Annotated in this window: 16 protein-coding genes and 1 pseudogene; 7 read left to right on the top strand and 10 right to left on the bottom strand. The window is 71.4% G+C overall.

Features of this window, described 5'->3' with window-relative positions; genetic code table 11:
- Positions 1-266: 266 nt before the first annotated feature.
- From FRAQA3DRAFT_RS01075 to FRAQA3DRAFT_RS01050, 7 genes are all read right to left on the bottom strand, one after another.
- Complete coding sequence (locus FRAQA3DRAFT_RS01075; protein ID WP_009399299.1) at positions 267-455, bottom strand: hypothetical protein; 189 nt, start codon at positions 453-455, stop codon at positions 267-269.
- The gene (locus tag FRAQA3DRAFT_RS01070) at positions 452-1,231 is read right to left on the bottom strand and encodes an HK97 family phage prohead protease (RefSeq protein ID WP_083873469.1); all 780 of its coding nucleotides are present in this window, start codon (positions 1,229-1,231) and stop codon (positions 452-454) included. The genes FRAQA3DRAFT_RS01075 and FRAQA3DRAFT_RS01070 overlap by 4 nt, the downstream gene beginning before the upstream one ends.
- Positions 1,232-2,766: 1,535 nt before the next feature.
- Positions 2,767-3,483 (bottom strand): hypothetical protein, encoded by a 717-nt coding sequence (locus FRAQA3DRAFT_RS01065; protein WP_009399297.1) that lies wholly within the window; start codon positions 3,481-3,483, stop codon positions 2,767-2,769.
- Between the two features lie 11 nt (positions 3,484-3,494).
- On the bottom strand, positions 3,495-3,728 hold the full coding sequence (locus tag FRAQA3DRAFT_RS01060; RefSeq protein ID WP_009399296.1) for a hypothetical protein: 234 nt from the start codon (positions 3,726-3,728) through the stop codon (positions 3,495-3,497).
- A gap of 635 nt (positions 3,729-4,363) precedes the next feature.
- On the bottom strand, positions 4,364-4,552 hold the full coding sequence (locus FRAQA3DRAFT_RS34395) for a hypothetical protein (protein WP_157466982.1): 189 nt from the start codon (positions 4,550-4,552) through the stop codon (positions 4,364-4,366).
- A gap of 182 nt (positions 4,553-4,734) precedes the next feature.
- On the bottom strand, positions 4,735-6,174 hold the full coding sequence (locus FRAQA3DRAFT_RS01055; RefSeq protein WP_009399294.1) for a recombinase family protein: 1,440 nt from the start codon (positions 6,172-6,174) through the stop codon (positions 4,735-4,737).
- The gene (locus FRAQA3DRAFT_RS01050; protein WP_009399293.1) at positions 6,161-7,813 is read right to left on the bottom strand and encodes an ABC transporter ATP-binding protein; all 1,653 of its coding nucleotides are present in this window, start codon (positions 7,811-7,813) and stop codon (positions 6,161-6,163) included. Before FRAQA3DRAFT_RS01050 ends, FRAQA3DRAFT_RS01055 begins: the two co-directional genes overlap by 14 nt.
- Positions 7,814-8,346: 533 nt before the next feature.
- Here FRAQA3DRAFT_RS01050 and FRAQA3DRAFT_RS01045 point away from each other — a divergent pair.
- Positions 8,347-10,938 carry an ATP-binding domain-containing protein gene (locus FRAQA3DRAFT_RS01045; RefSeq protein ID WP_009399292.1) on the top strand — a complete coding sequence of 864 codons (2,592 nt, stop codon included), beginning with the start codon at positions 8,347-8,349 and terminating at the stop codon, positions 10,936-10,938.
- A gap of 94 nt (positions 10,939-11,032) precedes the next feature.
- Here FRAQA3DRAFT_RS01045 and FRAQA3DRAFT_RS32255 read toward each other — a convergent pair.
- Positions 11,033-13,636 (bottom strand): annotated as a pseudogene (locus tag FRAQA3DRAFT_RS32255) (SulP family inorganic anion transporter); the annotation flags it as partial.
- Between the two features lie 425 nt (positions 13,637-14,061).
- On the opposite strand from FRAQA3DRAFT_RS32255, the gene FRAQA3DRAFT_RS31115 reads away from it, so the two are divergent.
- The 3 genes from FRAQA3DRAFT_RS31115 to FRAQA3DRAFT_RS01030 all read left to right on the top strand — a co-directional run bounded on the left by FRAQA3DRAFT_RS31115 (position 14,062) and on the right by FRAQA3DRAFT_RS01030 (position 17,088).
- The gene (locus FRAQA3DRAFT_RS31115; RefSeq protein ID WP_157466979.1) at positions 14,062-14,415 is read left to right on the top strand and encodes a hypothetical protein; all 354 of its coding nucleotides are present in this window, start codon (positions 14,062-14,064) and stop codon (positions 14,413-14,415) included.
- A gap of 136 nt (positions 14,416-14,551) precedes the next feature.
- Entirely contained in the window at positions 14,552-16,381 is a 1,830-nt protein-coding gene (locus FRAQA3DRAFT_RS01035) for a DUF2142 domain-containing protein (RefSeq protein ID WP_232291856.1), read from the top strand.
- Positions 16,270-17,088: an aldo/keto reductase gene (locus FRAQA3DRAFT_RS01030; protein ID WP_232292073.1), complete on the top strand. Its 819-nt coding sequence runs from the start codon at positions 16,270-16,272 to the stop codon at positions 17,086-17,088. The genes FRAQA3DRAFT_RS01035 and FRAQA3DRAFT_RS01030 overlap by 112 nt, the downstream gene beginning before the upstream one ends.
- A 104-nt stretch (positions 17,089-17,192) precedes the next feature.
- Here FRAQA3DRAFT_RS01030 and FRAQA3DRAFT_RS01025 read toward each other — a convergent pair whose 3' ends face one another.
- On the bottom strand, positions 17,193-17,720 hold the full coding sequence (locus FRAQA3DRAFT_RS01025; RefSeq protein ID WP_035920408.1) for a DUF1003 domain-containing protein: 528 nt from the start codon (positions 17,718-17,720) through the stop codon (positions 17,193-17,195).
- Between the two features lie 304 nt (positions 17,721-18,024).
- On the opposite strand from FRAQA3DRAFT_RS01025, the gene FRAQA3DRAFT_RS01020 reads away from it, so the two are divergent.
- The 3 genes from FRAQA3DRAFT_RS01020 to FRAQA3DRAFT_RS01010 all read left to right on the top strand — a co-directional run bounded on the left by FRAQA3DRAFT_RS01020 (position 18,025) and on the right by FRAQA3DRAFT_RS01010 (position 20,261).
- Entirely contained in the window at positions 18,025-18,276 is a 252-nt protein-coding gene (locus FRAQA3DRAFT_RS01020; RefSeq protein WP_232291854.1) for a hypothetical protein, read from the top strand.
- Between the two features lie 158 nt (positions 18,277-18,434).
- Positions 18,435-18,704: a hypothetical protein gene (locus tag FRAQA3DRAFT_RS01015; RefSeq protein WP_009399288.1), complete on the top strand. Its 270-nt coding sequence runs from the start codon at positions 18,435-18,437 to the stop codon at positions 18,702-18,704.
- Positions 18,705-18,728: 24 nt separating this feature from the next.
- Positions 18,729-20,261, top strand: a complete 1,533-nt coding sequence (locus FRAQA3DRAFT_RS01010) for a hypothetical protein (protein WP_009399287.1) — start codon at positions 18,729-18,731, stop codon at positions 20,259-20,261.
- On the opposite strand, the gene FRAQA3DRAFT_RS01005 is transcribed toward FRAQA3DRAFT_RS01010, so the two are convergent.
- Positions 20,255-20,665 (bottom strand): hypothetical protein, encoded by a 411-nt coding sequence (locus tag FRAQA3DRAFT_RS01005; RefSeq protein WP_009399286.1) that lies wholly within the window; start codon positions 20,663-20,665, stop codon positions 20,255-20,257. The genes FRAQA3DRAFT_RS01010 and FRAQA3DRAFT_RS01005 overlap by 7 nt on opposite strands.
- Positions 20,666-20,917 lie beyond the last annotated feature (252 nt).

Here is a 20,917-nt window from a genome sequence, read left to right as displayed (position 1 = left end):
AGCACAACCGCCACAAACGAAGATGTGACGCCTGAGCGAAGACCAAACCGGCATCGGGCCAGACACGTGAATGCAGGTGGCCCCGCCGTCGACACGGAAGGCGTGAACCCTCGCCATCGCCTGCATGACGATCTCGGGTGGCAGCGACTCGGGATCGGACTTCGGGATGCCGGACGTCTGTGCAGCCCGTCGAAGCTCATCGGCTGCCGCCTCGGCCTGATCAGCTATGGCGACATCCCCTTCCGCCCCGGGCCACATGTGCGCGTTCACGCGACATCGTCGACGTCATCGTCCGCCAGGGCCAGCATCGCCAAGGCGTCGAGGTGGGTCTGCGCGGCGGCCCGGAACCGCCGTGCGGCGGAATGGTCGCCAACCGCCTCGGCGCGGGTGGCAAGCCCAATGAAATGTGCGGCTTTGTCCTTGGCGAAAGGCGGAGTGATCGGCGGCTTCCTCATACCGCCTCCACCTCCGACTCCCTCTCCCAGTCCGCGATCCGGGCCCGCAGCGCGTCAATACGCCGCTGACGCTCGGCACGGCCAATACCCCCCGTCGACGTCGAGGAAGGACGTGCCACGGCACGCAACCCCGCCGTAGCGTCCGGGTTTGCGGGCCACGTCACCGGCCCGGCCTCGAAAAGGCGGACCTCGTGAATGGTCCGCTCGGGAATACCGTCCGGGTTGTGGGCGGACGGCTTCGGAATCTCAACCCACGAGTCGCGCACCACTTCAAACATAAACGAGCTGCCGTAGGCGCCGGCCCGCAGGCCGGACACGATCAGGTCGGGCATCCCCGGGAAAAGCGGCACTTCCATGTATGGGCCGTCGGCCCGGTCCTCAATCAGACTCGGGACGCCGAGGATCTGACGGCCGATCGTTGCGTCGTTCCCGTGGTTGAAGAGCACCTTCGGGGCGCCGTCGTTGGCGATCGTGTTGCGGAACGCCCCCGGCATTGTCCGCTCAAGGAATTCTCCGTAGCCGTCGTCGATCGGGTACCACGTGCCATACTGCGAGAAGCGAACCACCATCACCGGCTTGCCATCGGCTTTTCCGGCCGTCCTGGTGCCCCTATTCGGACGTGACCGATACTCGGCGGGTCCGCCGGTACGAACTACCGGGCCTCTGGCCGCACGACTACCAATACTCATGCTCGATTTCCTTTCGTTGGTGAATATGGCCGCCACCGGCGTTCGGTGAGCCATGACCTTGCCGTGGCCGCCGTCGGTGGCCTCCACGGCGACTCAGGGGCAGGGCCCCAACGTTCGAGAATGCGGGCCCGCGCTGCGGCGTCAGCGGCGACGACAGAGCGCCGACTCGGGTAACAGTCACGGCCACAGAAGCGGGCCCGCGTCCCATCGGGGAGCGGATCACCGCAGGTGCCGCAGTGCCGTCCGTCGGGCGTCTCCTCGACGGGCGGGCCCTCGCCGTCTTCGTCGTCGAGGTCATCATCCTGGCCGTCGTCGTCGAGCATGAACACCCCCGTGAAGCGATCAGAGTTGGAGTCGGAGCCGATAGGGCCGTTCCGCGACGCGCAGGAAAGCGGCTGTAAAGCGGCCTGACGCCCGTAGACGGTCAAGGGCATCGTCAGTGCCGGGCGGTTCGGCGAGGGCCAGAGAATCGGGCTCAGGGCCCGTGCCAGGGATTGGGGTACCGGTCATCACGCGGTACTGGTGTCGCTGGTATCCGGCAGTGGAACGACTGCGAGCCGAGCACGACGGGCCGCTAGCCGACGATCGCGACCAATCTTCAGAGTGTGCGAATACCGGCAGGCCCCGTCACAAAACTCCCGCGGGCGGCCGACAGGAGCTGTGATATCGATGGGCTCGCCGCAATGGCGGCATGGGCGCGTCAGAGAGTCAGCGGCGATCGGCGGTTCGGGCATGGCAAGTTCCTTTCTAGACTTGGACACGACAAAGAACCCGCCGGCCGGACATGGCCGCGGGTTGCAGGGTGCGAGATAAGCGGGAAGACGTTCCCGGAAACTTGCGCTCTTACTATATATAACATGAGACGATCATGGTTTCGTCTCAGATAACGATCACAACGTTTACGCAAGTTATCTAAAAACTCTTGACAGGGCCGTTCCGCGGCCCACAGGACGCGACCTCGCGGATTCGCCCCCGCAAAACCTCTCCGCTGACGCTAGCGCAGGGATGCCCCGTGCCGGGGCTCAGATGGCCGCAGACGGACGAGTAGCGCAGGCTGGTAGGAAGATGTGGGTACCGCTACAGGCGGGCCGCAGTCCAAGACGAAGACGGTCGAACGTAGACGAGCGCCGGCCCGCCTGGCCGGTGCTCTTCGCTACAGGCGGGAAAGTTCAGCATCGGCACGACGAACGGGCGATCTTCTCAGCCCGTGAGGAGTTACGACGACCCGAGGATGTACCCCAATCCTCGGCGGGGTGAGCAGTGGCTCAGGCCGCTGCGGTACGGGTAGCGGTGGCCAGATCACTGGACAGCGCGGTACGGGTTCTAGAACCCAACCAAGACGGCTCCCTTACCGGCAGGACGGGAGCCTTGCCACTGAAACCCATACAATTGTATTGGTGCCCAGTCGCGTCCCCGGCCATCCGGGGTAAGCGGGTGGGGTTGATCCTGTCCTTCCGCCTCTGCAAGGACGGGGGCCGACAGGGCCCCCGTCCCTTAGGTACTACGTTAGATCTACGTTAGGTATACGTTAGATAGCCGGTCCTGGAGAACCGGTCTCGTAGACCAAAATGACCGGTCTCCCGGACCCGGAGAACCGGTCTCCCGGACCGGGATGACCGGTCTCAGACGACCTCAGAGACTCCCGACTCGATCATGGCAAGCACTCGCTCTACCGGGATCCGCTCATGGTTCATCGCCGCCACTGCGGCCAGTTCGCGCCCCTCCAGGTGGGCGAGTTTCACCAGCCCTGACAGATACATCGGGCTACCCACCCCCAGTACGGGCGTGCCGCCGGGGAGATCCATCTCAGCAGCTATGGCCGCCACCACGGGGTCACCTAGCTCGACCGCCTCTGAGACCGTCAACCACTCCCGATCCGGGGATGGCATCTCGGCCGCCACGGCCAGGATGGGCGGGGTGGGTGCGGCCTGTGAGGTCAGCGGGGCGGTCGTCGTGGTCGCTCTGGCCGTCGCACTCCCCACCGGTACCCCGGGGTGCACCGAGGGGGTTAGTAGCCGCCCGCCGCTGACCTTCTCGACAGTCGCGGGTACGCAGAGTTCACGCTCATAGCTCCGCGATCTAAATATCCCGGTACGTCTCAGAAAGCCAACGGTCTCTCCTCTCCGAAAAGCCTTTTCGACCGGCTTCGGGGTGGCGAAGCCAAGTTTCTCGGCCAACTTCTCCGCCGATGTGAACCCCCGCCCCGTCTTCGTGGTGGTCGTGCCACCGTAGGCGGCAAGGATCCGTTGTTCTGAGCCCGTGAAGATGTCGGCTGTCTCGAGCAGGATATGGTTCTGCCAAGCAACCGGGGGCATGACCTTGCGGGTTTCGGTTTCCATACGACTCCGTCTCAGATCTTAACTACGGTCGGCTTGTCGGCTGCGACCCCCACGGGGATCTCAACCCACCCGTCAACGGGGCGTCCCGGATACTCGGCGCACACGTTCAGATAGAGCTGATAGAAGCTGCCGCCATAGACCCCGGTCGAGGTCTCTCCACCCGGGGCGTCATCGGTAATCATGTAAAGCCATCGCGCCCGATTGTCCGTGGGGACGATGTCTAGCCGGATCGGCGCCCTCTTCATGTGGCCTCCTTCGATGTGCACGTTCACTCGTGACCACCGCGGCACGAACCGCGCCCATGGGCTACCAGCGCCGCAGGCGGATGCGCCCAATCAAGCCGGGGCGGTTCCCCGTACTCCGGGTTCACCCCGATCGGGAAGTCCTCGACCGGAATGAACTTGGCGTCGCCGGGGAAGCGCACGAACCTGATCGGCGCTGCACACCGGTCGCAAACACCTTGACGGCCCAATAGGATCATGTCTCGTCTTCCCCTGATTGATCGATTCGTGAGCATAGGAATGGCTTCCGCGTCCGCCATGACGTCGGGGTTGGGGAGCAGGGGGGCGAGTTCGCGGGCTACCGCCTCGTTCGCGGGTAGTTGATCTCCGACGCCAATTGGCGCTAGAGATCGTCTAACCTTCGCCTACGCGGGGAAGACAAAGAGCTAGTCGAAAATGGCGGAATCAGCCAGTTCCCGCCCCCGCCCGCGCGGGGCGTACATCGTTTACCGGAAAATTTTCCGGTTTTCGATCATCCCGCCCCCGCCCGCGCGGGGCGTACCCTTCCCGGCCTGCGGGTTCACGTACGGCGCAGGCATACGCCACGCGGTCTCACGGGCCGATCATGGTGTCTGGTATCGGTCCGACGTGCCCGCGGCTTACGCGGCCATGACCTCGACGGGGGCGTCCGCCGCAGGCTGTACAACCGGCCGCGCCGACGGGGCGAAGTACCGGGCCAGCAGGGCTAGAGCCTCTGGGCCGACCTCGGGTGCCGTGGCGACCGATGCGGCGATCGCCGCTTCCTGACGGGCGATCATCTCCACCCGCCGATCTTCTGAGCTTGCCAATCTGTCTCCTCGGCAACGCACAAGGGGCACGCCAGTAGGCGCGCCCCCCGATGTGGGGATCGCGTTAGCTACCGACGTGCCCCTGACGGCCGGCATCCTCCGGGGATGCCTGAGCGTACGAAGAGACAGCGTGAGCTGTCGGGCCATCTGGCCCGGCAGAACTAACAGTACCAGGACGACCCCTACGTCTGCCCCCGCCACCGGTGGTCTAGCCGGTCCGGATCGAACACGCCCCGCGGCGCGCGAGCGCCGTTCGCAGGCCGCAGGCGTATGTACTCGAAGAGCACCCGAAGGATATCCCTCCGGGCCACGATCGTCAGATCGTCGTCCCATCGCTGACGGATCAATTTCTCATCCCCCCGGGCGTCCATCACCAGCCCGCGAATCGCCAGAGGAAGCGCCACCGTCTCGGCGCGCTTCTGTGCGGCGTCGAGCTGGGGCAGTAGCTCCGCCTCGACCTCGCCAAGCCGGTCAATAGTGAGCCGACCTTTGGCGTACGCGGTGGACGCATCGGTAAGCCTGGCCTTCAACACTTCGACCTCCCGCCGGGCGTCCAGCATGGCCGTGTCGTCCGGGCGTAGCAGCGTAGCCGCGATATCCTCCCGGGCGAGCCTAGCCACGGCAAGCCGAGTCACATACTCTTCGACAGTGCCTAGCACTGTCGCGGCCTGCCGGGTCGGGCAGGAATAGTAGTAGTGGCCCCGCATTTTCATCGCGCGAAGATGCTTCTTGCAGACATCACACTCGGCAAGATATGACAGTAGATGCCTGACCGCATTAGGACGACCATATCGCCCTTTCTCGTCCCGCTTCTGATTGATCGTCCTCTGTGCGGCATAGAATGCGGATTCGTCCACGAGAGCCGGCCACATCGCGTCATACCGGGTGCCGTTGTAGAGCCGCCTTCCAAGATATGCCTCATTGGTGGCGACACTCCGAATCGTCGAATGCCCCCACGACCCCCCCTTCGGGGACGGTATGTTTAGCCCTTCGAGTTCGCGAATGATCGCATTTGATGGCTTGCCATGGGCAAGCCCATTGATGATCAGCTTAACGGCGGTCGACGCCATCGGGTCGGGTTCTTGCGCCACGAGCTGGCGACGATCGCCGTAAACCCGCCGGTAGCCGTAGGTTACCGGCCCGTGCGGCCTGCCCGCCTTAGCGGACCCGTGCATCCCCCGACGGACATCGAGGCTCTTCTTATCCGAGTCCGCGGTTGAGCGGACACCGTCATAGGCGAGCGTCTCCCAGTCGACCGGGCGCACCATGTCGTAGGTGCGCCCATGGGTCGACACGTAGACCAGGATGCCGAGCGTCCGACACAAGGTCAGGAAGTTTGCCCACGCTTCCAACTCGCGGCCACCGCGGGACGCATCCCACAGCCACAGCAGGTCCCCCTTACCCGCCCGTAGGGCGGATAGCAGGTCGGGCCACCCCTCCCGCGTCCCGCGGGCATACCGCGACGCCGAGACCCCGTCGTCGACGTAGTAGGCGGCAGCCTGCCACCCGTGCTCGTCACAGTCGGCCCGGTAGACCGCTTCCTGCTCCCCTACGCTCTTGCCCTGCCGGGCATCCAGCACGGATCGTCGCCCGTACCCAAGTGCCCTCTTAACGCCATCCATGGACGTATGTTAGCCTTGGCTTGCACCCCAGCGACGTGTCGTAGCCGTGCGGAAGCTTCTCGATCACCTCGTCGGCCTCGGTGGCGCGGGCCGCGGGGATGACGCTGTCCGGGCCGTCCGCGGCGAGCCGGGTGATCCGGCCGACGGCGATGTTGAGCCGGGCCGACATCGGCCACTGCGTGTAGTCCTGCGGGATCACGGAGATGCTCTCCCGGACGCTGTCCGGATCGACGCCGGCGAGGTCGACACCGTCCCAGCTCACGGTGCCGGTGTCCGGTTCGTACAGGCCGGCGAGGATCTTCGCCAGCGTCGACTTGCCGCTGCCGTTCACCCCGACGAAGGCGACGACCTCGCCCCGGCGCAGCTCGACGGTGACGCCACGCAGGGCCGGGGTGTCGGTGCGCGGGTAGGTGTAGGCGACGTTCTCGGCCCGGACCACCGCGGGCCGCGCCGGCGCCGCACGCTCCCGGGGCTCGGGCACCAGCTGGCTCGCCTGCGCGATCCAGGCGCGGTACTCGCCGAAGTAGAGGAAGTTCTCGTACGCGGTGTTGAGGGTCGTCAGGGCCGAGGCCAGGGCGCTGCGGCCCGTGCGGATCGCGAGCACCGCCGTGCCCCCGGCGGCCAGCGGCATCACCCCGGCGTTGAGCAGGCCGATCAGCGTCCCGTAGACGACGCCGAGGGCGAGCCCGGACACCGCCTCCCCGGTCAGCCGGTACCGCGCCTGGCCCCGGCCGACGCGGACCTGCTCGGCCTCCTGCTCGCGGGCGAGGATCGTGTACTCGTCGAGCAGGAAACGACCGAGGCCGAACGAGCGGATCTCCGCAGCGCACTCCCGGGCGGTCATGTGGTAGCGGAGCATGTACTGGCGCCGGACCTGGCGCAGCCGGCCCAGCCAGGAGGCGTGGGCGAGCCGGGCCGAGCGCAGCGACGCCCAGCCGTCCGGCAGGATCGACAGCACCAGCAGGGGCAGCAGAACCGGATGCAGGACGCCGAGCACGCTGCCCGCGGCGGCGATGCGGACCACGGACGTCAGCATCTCGATGGCGTTGTCGACGAGTTGGCGCCCGCTGGCGGCGCCGCGCTCCGCGGCGTCGAGGTCGTCGACGAAGCGCGGGTCGTCGAAGGCCATGATCGACGTGCGGGTGGCGAGGTCGAGCAGCCGAACCAGGCAGACCCGGTCCACCCGGGGGCCCAGGCGCACCCGCACCAGGTTGGTCGCCGCCGCCAGGCCGCTGCGCAGCACCTCGGCGGCGACGACGAGGACGAGGGCGGGCAGCGCGTCACGCAACCGCTGCGGGGTGGGGCCGTCGCGCAGCACGGCGGTCAGCGCGCCGGCGACCGCGAGCAGGCCGCCCGCCTCGACGACGCCGGCGAGCACCCGTAGGACGACCATGACGACGAGGCCGGCCCGGTCGGCCTCCCAGGCCAGGGACCAGGCGAGCCGCAGCAGTCCCGGCAGCCGGCGGGCCATCGTGCGCACGCCGGTCCGCGCCATCGTCCGGTCGTGGCGCGCCCACGGCCGGACGCCGTCGTCGTCCTCCTTGCCGTAGGTGAGCACCGGATCGTGTTCGGCGGCGGACGGTGCCGACGACGCCTTCTGCTGGGTGGGAACCGGGCCGTTCTCGGAAGCGCGTTCCACATCCGCGAGCGTCGCCGTTCCCGCGCCCGGCCGCCTCCGCTTTGGAGGGGATCGGCGCGCTTTCGAGGGGATCGGCGGCTGTTACGCCGGGTCGGCCCGGCGTCCCTGGACGGATACCCGAACGGGCAACCACGCGGGGCATTTCGTCGCCGGCCCGATAATGAGGTGGTGAACGGACCCGACGAGCGGGCGCTGGACGCCTACGAGCGGCTCGCGGCGCCGTTGCGGCAGCGCACCGACACCGTGCCGATCTGGCGAAGCCCCTCGGCGCGCTGCTCGACAGCTGGCCGAACGCGACCCCGCCGGCTACGCCCGGCTCTGCCGCGAGCCCGCCTTCCTGGCGGCACGCTTCGGACGGGCCTGAACGCCGACGTGTACCCACGAGAATCGACGGGCCACGGCTTTCGACCGCCAGCTCGGGGCTGCCGGACCGCCACCATTGTGGAAGCCTGATACTGGCTGGCTAGACTTCATCAAAGGCAGCATATGAAATAGATTTATGCGCGCTTGACAATAGCAGGGATGGGGCCGGTTTGTCAACAGATGACATCGAATCCGAGCAGGCGTACGTCTCCGCTCTCTACGATCGGCTCGACGAGCTTCGCCGGCGCACCGCGACCCGGCTGCGCACGGTTCTCCGGCAGTCCGAGAGCCTGCCCCGGGCCCGGTTCGAGCGGGACGCGGCCAGCGCCGACTGCGCGGCCACGCTGGCCCGGATCACCGCCGCCGAGAACGGCCTGTGCTTCGGCCGGCTGGACTTCGACGGCGGCGAGCTGCGCTACGTCGGCCGGATGGGCATCTTCGACGAGGACGCGGACTACGAGCCCCTGCTGATCGACTGGCGGACCCCCGCCGCCCGACCGTTCTACGTGGCGACCGGGGCCGCGCGCCTCGGCGTCCGCCGGCGCCGTCACATCACGACCCGGCGCCGTGAGGTGACCGGCCTCGACGACGACGTCTTCGAGCTCACCGCGGCCACCGAGCTGGTCGGCGAGCCGGCGCTGTTCGCCACCCTCAACGCCGCGCGCACCGGCCGGATGAGCGACATCGTCGAGACCATCCAGGCCGAGCAGGACCGGATCATCCGCTCGGACCACCGCGGGATCCTCGTCGTCCAGGGCGGGCCCGGCACCGGCAAGACGGCGGTCGCCCTGCACCGCGCCGCCTACCTGCTCTACACCCACCGCGACCGGCTCGCCCGCAGCGGGGTGCTGGTCGTCGGGCCGCACCCGACGTTCCTGCGCTACATCGAGAACGTGCTGCCGTCGCTGGGCGAGACCAGCGTGGTCAGCGCGACGGTCGAGGCGCTCTACCCGGCGGCGAGGGCGGACCGGCCGGAGGAGCCGGCGCTGGCCGAGCTCAAGGGTCGGGCGGTGCTGGCCGACGTCCTCGCCGCGGCGGTCCGCGACCGGCAGCGGCTGCCCCGCGGGCAGACACTGGAGATCCACACCGAGGAACGCCTGCTGCTGCTCGAGCGCAGCACCTGCGCCCGGGCCCGCGCGCTCGCCCGGGAGTCCGGCGAGCTGCACAACCAGGCCCGGACCATCTTCGTACGGGCCGTGATCGAGGCGCTGGCCCGCCAGGTCGCCGACGGCTACGCCGCCGAGACGATCACCGCGCAGGTGCTGGAGGCCGACCCGGAGGCGCTCGACCTGCTGGCCCCGGCCGGCTTCGGCAGCACCAGCCTGCTCGACGACGACGACCTGGCCCAGCTGCGCCGGGAGCTGCGCGCCGATCCGGCCGTGCGGGCGGCGCTGGACGAGCTGTGGCCGGTGCTGAGCCCCGAGCAGCTCGTCGCCGAGCTGTACGCGGACCCCGGCACGCTCGCGTCGGCGGCGCCGGAGCTGACCGCCGCCGAACGGCGCCTGCTGCACCGGCCGCTGGCGGAGGACGGCACCGACCCGGACGACGCCTGGCTGCGCGACCTGCGCGACGCCACCGCCGGCGCGACCGGTGGCGCATCCGGGACCAGCAGCGCTACCGGCACCGACAGCGGCACCGACAGCGGCACCGACAGCGGGACTGGCGCGATCGGCGACGGCGATGAGCCCGGCACCGGCGGGGGGCCGCGGCCGGCCGGCGGCTGGACCGCCGCGGACATCCCGCTGCTCGACGAGGCGGCGGAGCTGCTCGGTGAGGACGACCGGGCGGCCCGCGCCGCGGCGCTGCGCGACCGGCTGGCCCGGGTGGCCTACGCCCAGGGCGTGCTCGACATCATCTCCCGCGACGTCGAGGACGACCCCGAGATCATGATGGCGACCGACCTGATCGACGCCGGCCGGCTCGCCGACCGGCACGAGGACGCCGACCTTCGGACGATCGCCGAGCGGGCGCTGGCGGACCGGACGTGGACGTTCGGGCACGTCGTCGTCGACGAGGCGCAGGAGCTGTCGGAGATGGCCTGGCGGATGGTGATGCGCCGCTGCCCGACCCGGTCGATGACGATCGTCGGGGATATCGCCCAGACCGGCGACCCGGCGGGCACGACGTCGTGGGAACGCGTCCTCGCCCCCTACACGGCGACCGGCTCACGGCCGCGGCAGGAGTCGCTGACGGTGAACTACCGCACGCCCGCGGAGATCATGGCGGTGGCCGCCGACGTGCTCGCGACGCTGCGCCCACCACAGCAACCGCCGCGGTCGGTGCGCGCGCTCGGCCTCGAGCCCTGGCGGCTGCGGGTGACCGACGGCGAGCTCGGCGCGGTGCTCGCCCGCACGGTCCTGGCCGAGCTGGACCGTCTGGCCGCCGGCCAGCTCGCCGTGCTGGTGCCGGCGGGGCGGCTCGCCGAGCTGACCGCCGCGGTGCGGGCGGCCGTGCCGGACGCCGAGACCGGCGGCGGCGCCCGGCTGTCCGCGCCGGTCGTCGTGCTCGGGATCCGGGAGGCCAAGGGGCTGGAGTTCGACACGGTGCTCGTCGTGGACCCGGACCGGGTCCTCGCCGAGTCCCCGCGCGGCGCGCACGACCTCTACGTCGCGCTGACCCGGGCGACGCGGTCCCTCGGCGTCCTGCACACCGGCGAGGTGCCGGCGATGCTCGCCCGCCTGTCCCCGGCGGGGCCGCCGGCCCCGCCGCCGGCACGGCGGGCGTCCACGTCCCCGACGGCATCCCGGGCCGCGGGGACGTAGACGCTTGACCGCCGGCTAGTCCGCCGAGGGCAGCCGCCGCCCGCGGCGTCCGCCCGACGTGGGCGGCGCCGCCTGCTCGGCGGAGCCCCCCCTCGGCGCCGGCGCCCGCGAGCGCCGGCGTCCCGCGTGCCGGCGTGTCCCAGCGCCGACCCGGGCCCTGCTCGGCGGGAGCCTTCGTCAGCGCGTCCGCCGGGTCGACGAAACGACCGGTCTCCTCGTCGAGGACCGAGATCTGCGCGCGCCCGATGTCGAAGTACATCCCGACGAGCTCCAGCGTGCCCTCCGCGAGGGCCCGGCGCACGGCCGGCTGCTCCCGCAGGTTGTCCAGCTGCTGGGCGACGTTGGCCCGGCCGAGGCGCTCCACCGGCGGGAGGTCCTCCGTCCCCGGCGGGGGCGTGCGGGTCAGCGACGCGGCGGCGTGGGACAGCCAGCCGGCGAGCGCCGAGTCCGACTGGCCCGGCAACGCGCCGGTGAGCAGCGCGTTCATCGCGCCGCAGCCGGAGTGGCCGCAGACGACGATCGCGGGCACCCGCAGCACCTCGACGGCGTAGTCGAGCGCGGCGGTGACCGACAGGTCGCTCGGTGGGACGACGATGCCGGGCAACGGGCCGGTACCGGGCGCGATCCCGACCCCGGCGGCCATGCCGACACCCGAAGCCATGCCCAGGCCGATCCCGCCGGGGCCCGTCTCACCGGGACCGGTGCCGTCCGGTGCCCGGAGCCGGTCGGGATCGGGGGTGGCGGGGGCCGGGTGGCGCGTGCCGTGCCTCGGGACGATGTTGCCGACGTTGCGGACGGTGAACAGGTCACCCGGGCCGCTGCTGGTGATGATGTTCGGGACGATCCGCGAGTCGGCGCAGGTGAGGAACAGCGCGGAGGGCTGCTGTCCTTCGGCGAGGCCGTCGAACGTGCCGCGCAGCAGCGGCGCCGCCCGGCGATGGAACTCGTTGACGCCGACGAGCATCGTGCCGACGTGGTCGACCTGGACGGCCGCGGGCTGCGCGCCGTCGGCCGTCCCGGCCTGCGGGTCGGTGGTCTGTTCCAGCTCCTGCCACTGCGACCAGGGGGCGAACCAGCGCGGCAGGTGTGGCGTCACCGAGCGGCGGTGTTCGGCGACGTCGACCCGACGGAACCAGACCTGGCCGATCTCGTCGACGCTGACCACCCCTCCGGACGCCTCATGGTTGGCGCACCAGCCGCGCAGGTGCTCGTAGGCGGCGTGGTCGAGGTAGTCGACGATGAGCTCGATCGAGACGGGCGCACCGACCGGGATCCGGCCGAGGACCCGGGCGAGGCGCGGCAGCGACAGGAAGCTCAGCGTCCCCTCGACCTCCACCTGCCAGAGTTCGTCGCTGTGCACCAGGCGGACGCTGGACCACAGGACCCGGCGCAGGACCAGGCCGAGCGCGGTGACCAGCCCGAGCGCGACGCCCTGCAGCAGGTCCAGGGAGACGACACCGACCAGCGTCACCACGTAGACGGGCAGCTCGCCGTGCCGGCGGACGTGGCGCAGGTGGGCCACGTCGACCAGCCGCACCCCGACGACGACGAGCAGGCCGGCCAGGGCTGCCAGCGGAATCCACTCCACGGCGAACCCGAGGAACAGGGCGAACGCCAGCACCCAGACGCCGTGCAGGATCGCCGAGGCGCGGGTGCGCGCGCCGGAGACGACGTTGGTCGAGCTGCGCACGATGACGCCGGTGATCGGCAGGCCGCCGATGATACCGGAGACGAGGTTCGCCGAACCCTGGCCCAGCAGCTCACGGTCGAGGTCGGCGCGCGGCCCCCGCCAGCCCTTCGAGGTGGCGAGCTGCTCGACGGCGACGGCGGACAGCAGCGACTCGACGCTGGCGACGATCGCCACGGTGAAGATCCCCAGCGCGATGCCGGCCCAGTCGCCGTCGGGCAGCTCGGGCAGGGCGACCGCATCGAACAGGGACGCGGGCAGGTCGACGCGCGGCACGTCGAAACCGACTGCGGCGGCGAACGCGGTGCCCACGACGACGGCGATGAGGTAGGCCGGGATGCGGCGGATGGCGCCCGGGACGGCCTGCGGCAGCCGCGGCCAGAGCAGGATCGTCGCGATCGTGGCCAGACCGACGGCGGTCGCCGGGCCGTGCGGGCTGATGATCGCCTCGGGTATCGCCCGGATGTTGTCCAAGGCGTGGCTGTCGGCCTTCCCGCCGAGTACAACGTGGATCTGGCCGAGGACGATGGTGAGGCCGATGCCGCCGAGCATGCCGTGGACGATGGCGGGTGAGACGGCGAGGGAGGCTCGGGCGACGCGGCACAGGCCGAGCAGGATCTGCAGCAGACCGGCGCCGACCGTGATCATACAGGTGACCCGCCACCCGTAGGTGTTGACCAGATCGGCGACGATCACGGTCAGGCCCGCGGCGGGGCCGCTGACCTGCAGCGGGGCGCCGCCGAGGGCTCCCGCGACGATGCCGCCGACCACCGCGGCGAGCAGGCCCGCCGCGACCGGGGCCCCGGAGGCGACGGCGATGCCCAGCGACAGCGGCAGAGCGACGACGAAGACGACGAGGGAGGCCTGCAGGTCGGGACGCCACCCCTCCCCGGGGGCGGCCGCCCGCCGCGACCGGCGCGAGCCGTGCGGCTGGCTGTGGCGCTGGCTCGCCGAGACGGGCGGCGAGTGGCTGTGTCGCGACGGCGACGGCGGGGTGACCGGTGGGGTCATGTCCAACTCCTCGAAGATCGGCGCGATGGAAGGGTTCACCCGAACGGGCGGCCCGGGGGTGGCGTCGTAGACGAGGGTTCTCGTCTTGGTCACTACCAGCAGTCGCGGTGCACGACGTCCACCTGGTCTGCCGCGGATGGTGACGGGGATTGCACCGAACCCAACGATCCGGACCGCTGACGAGTTTCAATCTGTGATGGTCCACCCAGTCATGCGTAACCATTGGACAGCAACGTCCGTCGGTGTCCCAGGGATCGGGCGGACCGCCACCGCATGACATGAGGGACATATGTTGTCGGGACGGATGTAGGGGACATATATGCCAGAAGGCTATAGAAGTCGCCGCCGTCGGCGGGTTCGCGACGCCCGGAATGGGCGGGTCCCGATTGCTGTCGGAGGTGGGGCCTAGCGTCCAGGCCATGCCGATGGTGAGGTTCGTGGACGAGACGCTCGGTGGCGCGCGCGACGACGCCTGGGCCCTGGAGATCTTCGAGGAGAGGCTGACGCTGCGGGAGCCGATCCGGCGAAGGGTCCACCAGGAGGTCGCCGAGCACAATGCGCGGCTCAGCGCGCGCCTGGCACGGGGGCGGCTGGTCGAGCCGGACGGCCGGTACCTGTGCATCGTCCCGGGTCGCGGCGCGGGCGTTGATCCGCAGGGCGTGTCCCTGCCGTTCGAGGGCGACCGCACGCTCTCGCCGATCCTCAGCAAGGCCCTGCTGCTCGCCGACGACGACGACGCGATCACCGATCTCACCATCGTCGGGCAGCTGGGCCGATGACCGGACGGGCCACCGCCGGGTGCCCGCCAGGCGGCCGTTCGTCGCTGTCGCCCATACTTGTCGTGACATGGGGTGAGAAACTCGACCCGGACGGCAGTCGACGCGCCCGCCGGGGCGCGGGCGGGGGACGTCGCGCATGCACGGTCGTGGCCGGCTCGCCCGGCTCCTGCTCGTGGCGGGGTTCGGCCTGCTGCTCGCGGCATGGGTCGGCAGCAACGCGCCGGGCTTCGGGCCGGACGAGCCGGCGAACTTCGTCAAGGAGGTCGGCGCCGGCACCGGCCAGTGGTCGGGCACGCCGGGGCGGCTGGCGCATCCGGCGTTCGGCGCGCAGCCCGGCGCCCCGGAACGCATCGACTGGATCAACCGCAACAGCCGGGTCTTCCGGCTGCCGGCCGGTCTCGACCCGGGCCCGGCCGGCTTCCCCTGCAACCTGTTCCGCAACTGGCTGTCGGTGAGCTGCCTCGACCGGCCGCACCCCCGCCCACCGGCGACGCGGGCCCTGAGCTACGTCGGGACCTACGAGCCGTACGTCTACGCCGTCCCGGGCGCGGCGATGGCGCGCACACACACGGCGCTCGGCGCGCTCTACACCGGGCGGGCGGTGACCGCGGCCCTCGTGGCCGGGCTGCTCGCTGTCGCGGTCGCCGCGGCGTGGAGCGGCCCCGCGGGCCCGCTCTCCGTCGCCGGGGTGCTGCTGGCCGCGTCGCCCATGGTGCTGTTCATGGGCTCCGTGCTCGGCACCAACGGCATCGAGATCGCGGCCGCCATCGCGCTGTTCGCGCTGGTGCTGCGGATGGGTCGGGCACCGGGTCCGCCCCGTTGGGCCTGGCCGGCGGTGGGCGTCGTCGGCGCGCTGCTGGCCCTGTCCCGACCCACCGGACCCGCCTGGGTGCTGCTCGCCCCGCTCGTCGGCCTGATGCTCGCCCAGCGGCGCACCCGCGACGACGGATCGACGCCGGTCGCCACGGGCGAGGTGGTTCGGGCCGGTGCCCGGCGCCACGCGCCGCGCGAACGGTGGTGGCGGGCGTGGCCGGTGCCGTGGCTGGGCCTGGCCGCGGGCGGTGTCGTGGCGACGGCGCTGTGGGAGCGGGCCGTGCAGCCGCATCCGGGGATCCGCCGGGCGCTGGTCGTCGAGGGGCTGCAGCGCCTGCCCCACGACGCCGACGCCTGGGTGCGGCAGTGGGTCGGCGTGTTCGGCTGGGCGAGCCTGCCGATGCCGACGTACGCCTACCGGATCTGGTGGCTCGCCGTCGCCGTCCTCGCCCTGGTGGCGCTCGCCGCCGGCCCCTGGCGGGCCCGGCTGGGGTTCGTGGCCATGCTCGTCGGTGCCGCGGTGGTGGCCGTCGGCCTCGACGTCGTGGTGCTGCGCCAGACCCGCTTCCCGGTGTACGGGCGGTACCTGCTGCCGCTCGCGGTGCTGCTGCCGCTGGCCGCCGGGGAGATCATCACCCGGCGGGCGGCTCGGCTGCCGGCGGCTGTGCGCCTGCCGCTGCAGATCGCCGTGCCGCTGCTGGTCGCCACGGTCCACCTCGTCGGGCTGTGGGCAAACGCCCGCCGCTACGCGGTCGGGACGGGCGGCCCCGTCTGGTTCCTCGGCCGGTCGCAGTGGAACCCCCCGGGCGGCTGGTCACCGTGGTTCGCGCTCGCCGCGGCCGGCACCCTCTGTCTGGTCGGATTCGCCCTGACCGGCCTGCGCGCGGCCCCGGCCACGCCCGGGGCGCGGACCGCCGGCGGGCACGACCCCGGCGACCTCACCGCCTACCCGACCGAGACCGACGACGGCCGCCGAGCCTCCCGCCACGAGGCTGCGGCCCGGGGGGCGTCCGGTGCGGAGGTGGCGGGCAGTCCGAGCAGATCGTCGGGCGGGCCATCGCCGCCCGCCGCGACGAGGTCGTCCTCGCCACCAAGGGACACATGCCCGCCGGCCCCGGCCCGAACGGCCGCGGCTCGTCCCGGGTGCACCTGACCCGCGCCCTGGACGCGAGCCTGAGCCGGCTCGGCACCGACTACGTCGACCTGTACCAGGTGCACCAGCCGGACGACGAGACGCCTATCGAGGAGACGATGGCGACCCTGGACGGATTCGTGCGGGCCGGCAAGGTGCGCTACCTCGGCTGCTCGAACTACAGCGCCAGCCGGATCGTCGAGGCGCAGTGGGCGGCCGAGCGTATCCACGCAACCCCGTTCGTGAGCCTCCAGCCGCAGTACTCCCTCGTCGCGCGCGACATCGAGGCCGAGGTGCTGCCGGTCTGCGCCCGCCACGGCGTGGGCACCCTGATCTACAGCCCACTGGCCGGCGGGGTCCTCGCCGGGCGCTACCGCCGCGACAGGGGCCCGGACGCCGACACCCGCGTCGCCCGCCTGCGCGCCTGGGGCGCCCCGACCGCCCAGCGCTTCGCCGACGGGATCGTCACCGAACGCGGGCTGGACATCGCCGAGACGGTGGCCAAGGTCGCCGCCGAGCTTGACACGACGCCGGCGGCGGTGGCGCTCGCCTGGGCCGCCGCCCGTCCCGGCGTCACGTCGGTCATCATCGGGCCGCGCACCTTCGAACAGTACGAACAGAATCTCGCCGGGTTCGAGATCACCCTGCCCGAGGAGCACACCGCCCGCCTCGACGAGGTCTCCGGCCCCGTGCCGGGCCCGCTGGACGGCCGGGCCGCTCGCCGCTGACCCGCCTCCGGATCCCCGGGTGAGCCAGGACCGGTCGGGCCAGGACCGGCTGGAGGTCGCAGACGGTCGGGGTCACAGACGGTCGGGGTCACAGACGGTCGGGATCACAGACGGTCGGGGTCCAGCGGCGCGGGATGGCCGGTGCTGATCTCGGTGCGGGCGTGGGCGAGGGTCTCCTGGACGTGCCGTTCGATCTCGTCGGGGTCCAGGCCGAGGGCGCGGCCGATGTGCACCGACCAGACCTCGGAGCGCAGGTTGGTCTCGAAGTCCAGATCGGCGCGCAGGTTCTGCCGGACGTCCGCCCGGTTCTGGCTGACCATGACGAACGTCGACAGGAAGATCGCCTCCAGGCTGACGATCATCGTGAGGAGTCCGAACGGGTAGCGGTCGAACACCGCGGCGTCGCCGAACACACCCTCGTTGAGCAGGATCCAGCCGCCGAACCAGACGGCGTGCAGGTACACGAAGGGCAGCGATCCGGCGAACGACGTGATCAGGTCCGCCGCGCGGTCCTGCGAGGAACTCATCCGGGTGAAGACGACCCGTTCGTTGCGGATGCGGGCGCGGGGGCGGGAACGTCCGGCAGCGCCCGGGTGTCGGTGCTGGTCGTGGGCGTCGGCGGGGGAACTCATGGCTTCCATGCTGAGGTCCGTCCATCCGGACACCTCGCCCGGCCTCGACCCCCGCCGCGGCGGTCCGCGCTCCCCGCCGTTCGCCTCCCCGGGAGCCGATGCGACCCACCCCCGCCAGCCGTGACCGGAGCGGACCCATCATGTTGCGGTCAGTCATGGGCGCTCCTACAGTCCAGGGGTACCGGTCGGCCGTCGCGGACGCTGCGCCGTCGTTCGCGACCGAGTGCCCCGGCGCGGCCGGGGGCCTGCCGGAGCGCCGCATTCGTTCGCACGTCCCGCGACCCCATGAGCCGAACGGAGCCAGATGATGAGTACCGGCAGCGGACTGGACGCCGCGGAGCTGGCCCGGGAGCAGGCGGAGCTGCTGCCCGACCGCCTCACCCTCGCCGCCGTCGAGATCAACCGCCAGGAGTTCGACCCGAGCAACTACCCGGTCAATTCCCCGGGCAGCAACAACTCCTATATCGAGAGCAACAGCGAACCGCAGATCGCCTACAGCAGCGGGTCTTTCGTCGAATCCATCGTCAGCAGTTGGAATCACATCAACCAGTGGTGACGCGGGCCCCCAGACCCGTGGGCCGGTCGAAGCGCAGTCAGACCGTGTACGGAGTACCGCATGACACGCCAGGCTGAGTTCCTCGCCGCCAGGTTTTACGGCGGCTAGCGTGCCACCCGTCCGAGCAGTCAGGGAGACTGGATCACGACGGGGGAAGAATGCACAATGAAACTCTGGACGGAATCGACGGGGAACGCCCCGAGTTCGCCCTGGAGCAGGCGGAGCTACTACCCGAAAGGCTGACGCTGGCAACCGTGGAGATCGGCCGCCGGGAATTCGATCCCACGTTTTTCCCGGTCAACTCGCCCTGGTCGAACATGGCCAACATAGATGCGCACGGCGAACCGCAGATCCTCGGCGGGATCCTACCGATCCTCATCTCGCTGGTACCCAGTATCAACATCATATTCCAGATCAACGACCACTGATCCGACCTGCGACGGACGGCCGAGATGACCGACATCCGCCCGCTGCCCACCCCTGGTCCGGCGACCGCCGTGGGACCCGGGGGCCAGCTCCGCGCCGGGGAGCCGGGCAACGATGCGCGACCCTCGGCACCGCACCGCGCCGGGCCCGGCGCGGCGGGCGGCAAGCCCGGCGCGGCGGGCGGCGCGGCCGGTATGGTGCCCGCCCGACCGTGCCGGGCCGACGGTCTGACCCTGCTCGGTGAGTTCGCCGGCTCCGGCCTGGACCGGCCGGTCCAGCTCGCCCGCCGGGGCGACGGCCAGGTCGTCGCGCTCACCGAGCTGCTCGCGCACATCCTCGCGGCGGCGGACGGCACCCGCGACGTCGGGGCGATCGCCGGCCGGGTGGCCGCGCGCGACGGCCGAGCGGTCAGCGGGGCCGACGTCCACTACCTGATCGCCGACCGGCTGATGCCGCTGGGCCTCATCGCCGCCGCGGGCGGCGCCACCCCGACGCCCCGGGCGGCGGCGATGTTCACCCTCGCCGCCCGGCGAACCCTGCTGCCCGCGCCGGTGGTGGCCCGGTTGGGCGGTGTCCTCGCGGTGCTGTTCCGGCCGGCGGCCGTCGCCGGCCTGCTCGCTCTGCTGGTGGCGGCGGACGTCTGGGCGCTGCGCCGGCACAGCGTCGCCGACAGCGCGGCCGCGGTGCTGGCCACCCCGGCGCTGATGCTGGCGGTGGTCGGACTGACCCTGGCCGGTGCCCTGGTCCACGAGTGCGGGCACGCCGCCGCCTGCCGCTACGGCGGCGCCCGACCCGGCGTGATCGGCTTCGGCATGTACCTGGTGTGGCCGGCGTTCTTCACCGACGTCACGGACTCCTACCGGCTCAGCCGGCGCGGCCGGCTGCGCACCGACCTCGGCGGCATCTACTTCAACGGCCTCTACGCGCTGCTGCTGTGCGGCGCGCTCGCGGTCAGCCACGCCGAGGTCCTGGTGACCGCGATCGTGCTCGCCCACGTCGACGCGGCCCGCCAGCTCGCGCCGTTCGTGCGGCTGGACGGCTACTACATCATGGGGGACCTCGCCGGGGTGCCGGACCTGTTCAGTCGGATGGTCCCGGCGCTGCGCTCGGTCCTGCCCGGCCGGCGCCGGCCGCCGTCCGCCGGGGAGCTGTCCGGCGACCAGCCGGCCCCGCCCGGCGGTGCGGGACATGCCGGGCTGGCCGGCGGCGCGCGGTTGACCGGGCTGACCCGGCGGGCTCGACTGGTGGTGACCGCCTGGGCGCTGCTGGCCGCGCCCGCGATCGGAGTCAACCTGGTGATGCTGCTCGTGTCCGTGCCGTTCGTCGTGCCCCGGACGGCTCGGGCCGTCTGGGCGCAGCTCGTGCCCGCCGGTTCGGCGATCGGTGATGGGCAGGTGCTGACCGCGGCCGTCGACGCCGCGGCCGCCGTCGTCCTGGCGCTGCCGGCGGCCGGCATGCTGTTCGTGCTGTTCCTGCTCGGCCGTGCGGTGGGCCGCGGCCTCGCCGCGCACCGCCGCCGCCGGCGCGGGCGCACCGGACCGGTGGGGCGCCGTCAGTAGGCGTTCCGGGAAAGCACGGCCGCGACCTTCTGCGCGCCGCCGAGATGCACGCGGGGCACCTCGAAACGCCACGCCGTGCCGTCGTGAAGATGAATCTCCAGCACGCCGGCAATCTTTCCCTTGTTGACCTGGGCGAGCCGCACGACGGGCCGCGGCGCCGCCGCGATCACCGCGTCGGTCGGCTTCGGCCGGCAGGCGCCCCGCTTGGCGGCGAAGAGGATGACCTCGCCGGGAAAGACACCGAGATAGCCGATCTGGCCTCGGGCCAGCACCGCTCCGTCCGCGGAGCCGCTGGCGGCCACGGCCGCGCCCACGGCACCCCCGATCGCGCCGCCCACCGCCGACCGGATCATGCCCATCGGCTCGACAAACGTGCCCACGGTCGCCACCCGATGGTCCGCCATGACAATCCTCCGGTTGCTCGCGGATCCGGTTGCTCGCGGATCCGGTTGTTCGCGGATCCGGCCGGATCGGTGCCGGCACGCCCCTGCCGGGCCCGGAGGCCGACACCGTGCGGGAGTCGCCGCCCGGGTCCGGCGTCGGCAGTCGTCCCTCAGGGCGTGCCGCGGATGTGCCACCGGTGTGCCGCCGCCCCGCGACCGCCGCGGTGGCGGCCATCGGCACGTCGTCCTGACGACAGCGCGGCCCGCGGACGC

It is taken from the genome of Frankia sp. QA3, assembly GCF_000262465.1.
Taxonomy (GTDB): domain Bacteria; phylum Actinomycetota; class Actinomycetes; order Frankiales; family Frankiaceae; genus Frankia.
Note: the sequence above shows the minus strand (reverse complement) of the source record. Positions and strands in the feature narration are given on the sequence as shown.

Excerpts from the sequence above, each read along its gene's own strand:
- FRAQA3DRAFT_RS01075 (WP_009399299.1), bottom strand. The coding sequence starts at position 455 with ATGAGGAAGCCGCCGATCACTCCGCCTTTCGCCAAGGACAAAGCCGCA.
- FRAQA3DRAFT_RS01065 (WP_009399297.1), bottom strand. The coding sequence starts at position 3,483 with ATGGAAACCGAAACCCGCAAGGTCATGCCCCCGGTTGCTTGGCAGAAC.
- FRAQA3DRAFT_RS01060 (WP_009399296.1), bottom strand. The coding sequence starts at position 3,728 with ATGAAGAGGGCGCCGATCCGGCTAGACATCGTCCCCACGGACAATCGG.
- FRAQA3DRAFT_RS01055 (WP_009399294.1), bottom strand. The coding sequence starts at position 6,174 with ATGGATGGCGTTAAGAGGGCACTTGGGTACGGGCGACGATCCGTGCTG.
- FRAQA3DRAFT_RS31115 (WP_157466979.1), top strand. The coding sequence starts at position 14,062 with ATGGTGAGGTTCGTGGACGAGACGCTCGGTGGCGCGCGCGACGACGCC.
- FRAQA3DRAFT_RS01035 (WP_232291856.1), top strand. The coding sequence starts at position 14,552 with ATGCACGGTCGTGGCCGGCTCGCCCGGCTCCTGCTCGTGGCGGGGTTC.
- FRAQA3DRAFT_RS01025 (WP_035920408.1), bottom strand. The coding sequence starts at position 17,720 with ATGAGTTCCCCCGCCGACGCCCACGACCAGCACCGACACCCGGGCGCT.
- FRAQA3DRAFT_RS01020 (WP_232291854.1), top strand. The coding sequence starts at position 18,025 with ATGATGAGTACCGGCAGCGGACTGGACGCCGCGGAGCTGGCCCGGGAG.
- FRAQA3DRAFT_RS01015 (WP_009399288.1), top strand. The coding sequence starts at position 18,435 with ATGCACAATGAAACTCTGGACGGAATCGACGGGGAACGCCCCGAGTTC.
- FRAQA3DRAFT_RS01010 (WP_009399287.1), top strand. The coding sequence starts at position 18,729 with ATGACCGACATCCGCCCGCTGCCCACCCCTGGTCCGGCGACCGCCGTG.
- FRAQA3DRAFT_RS01005 (WP_009399286.1), bottom strand. The coding sequence starts at position 20,665 with ATGGCGGACCATCGGGTGGCGACCGTGGGCACGTTTGTCGAGCCGATG.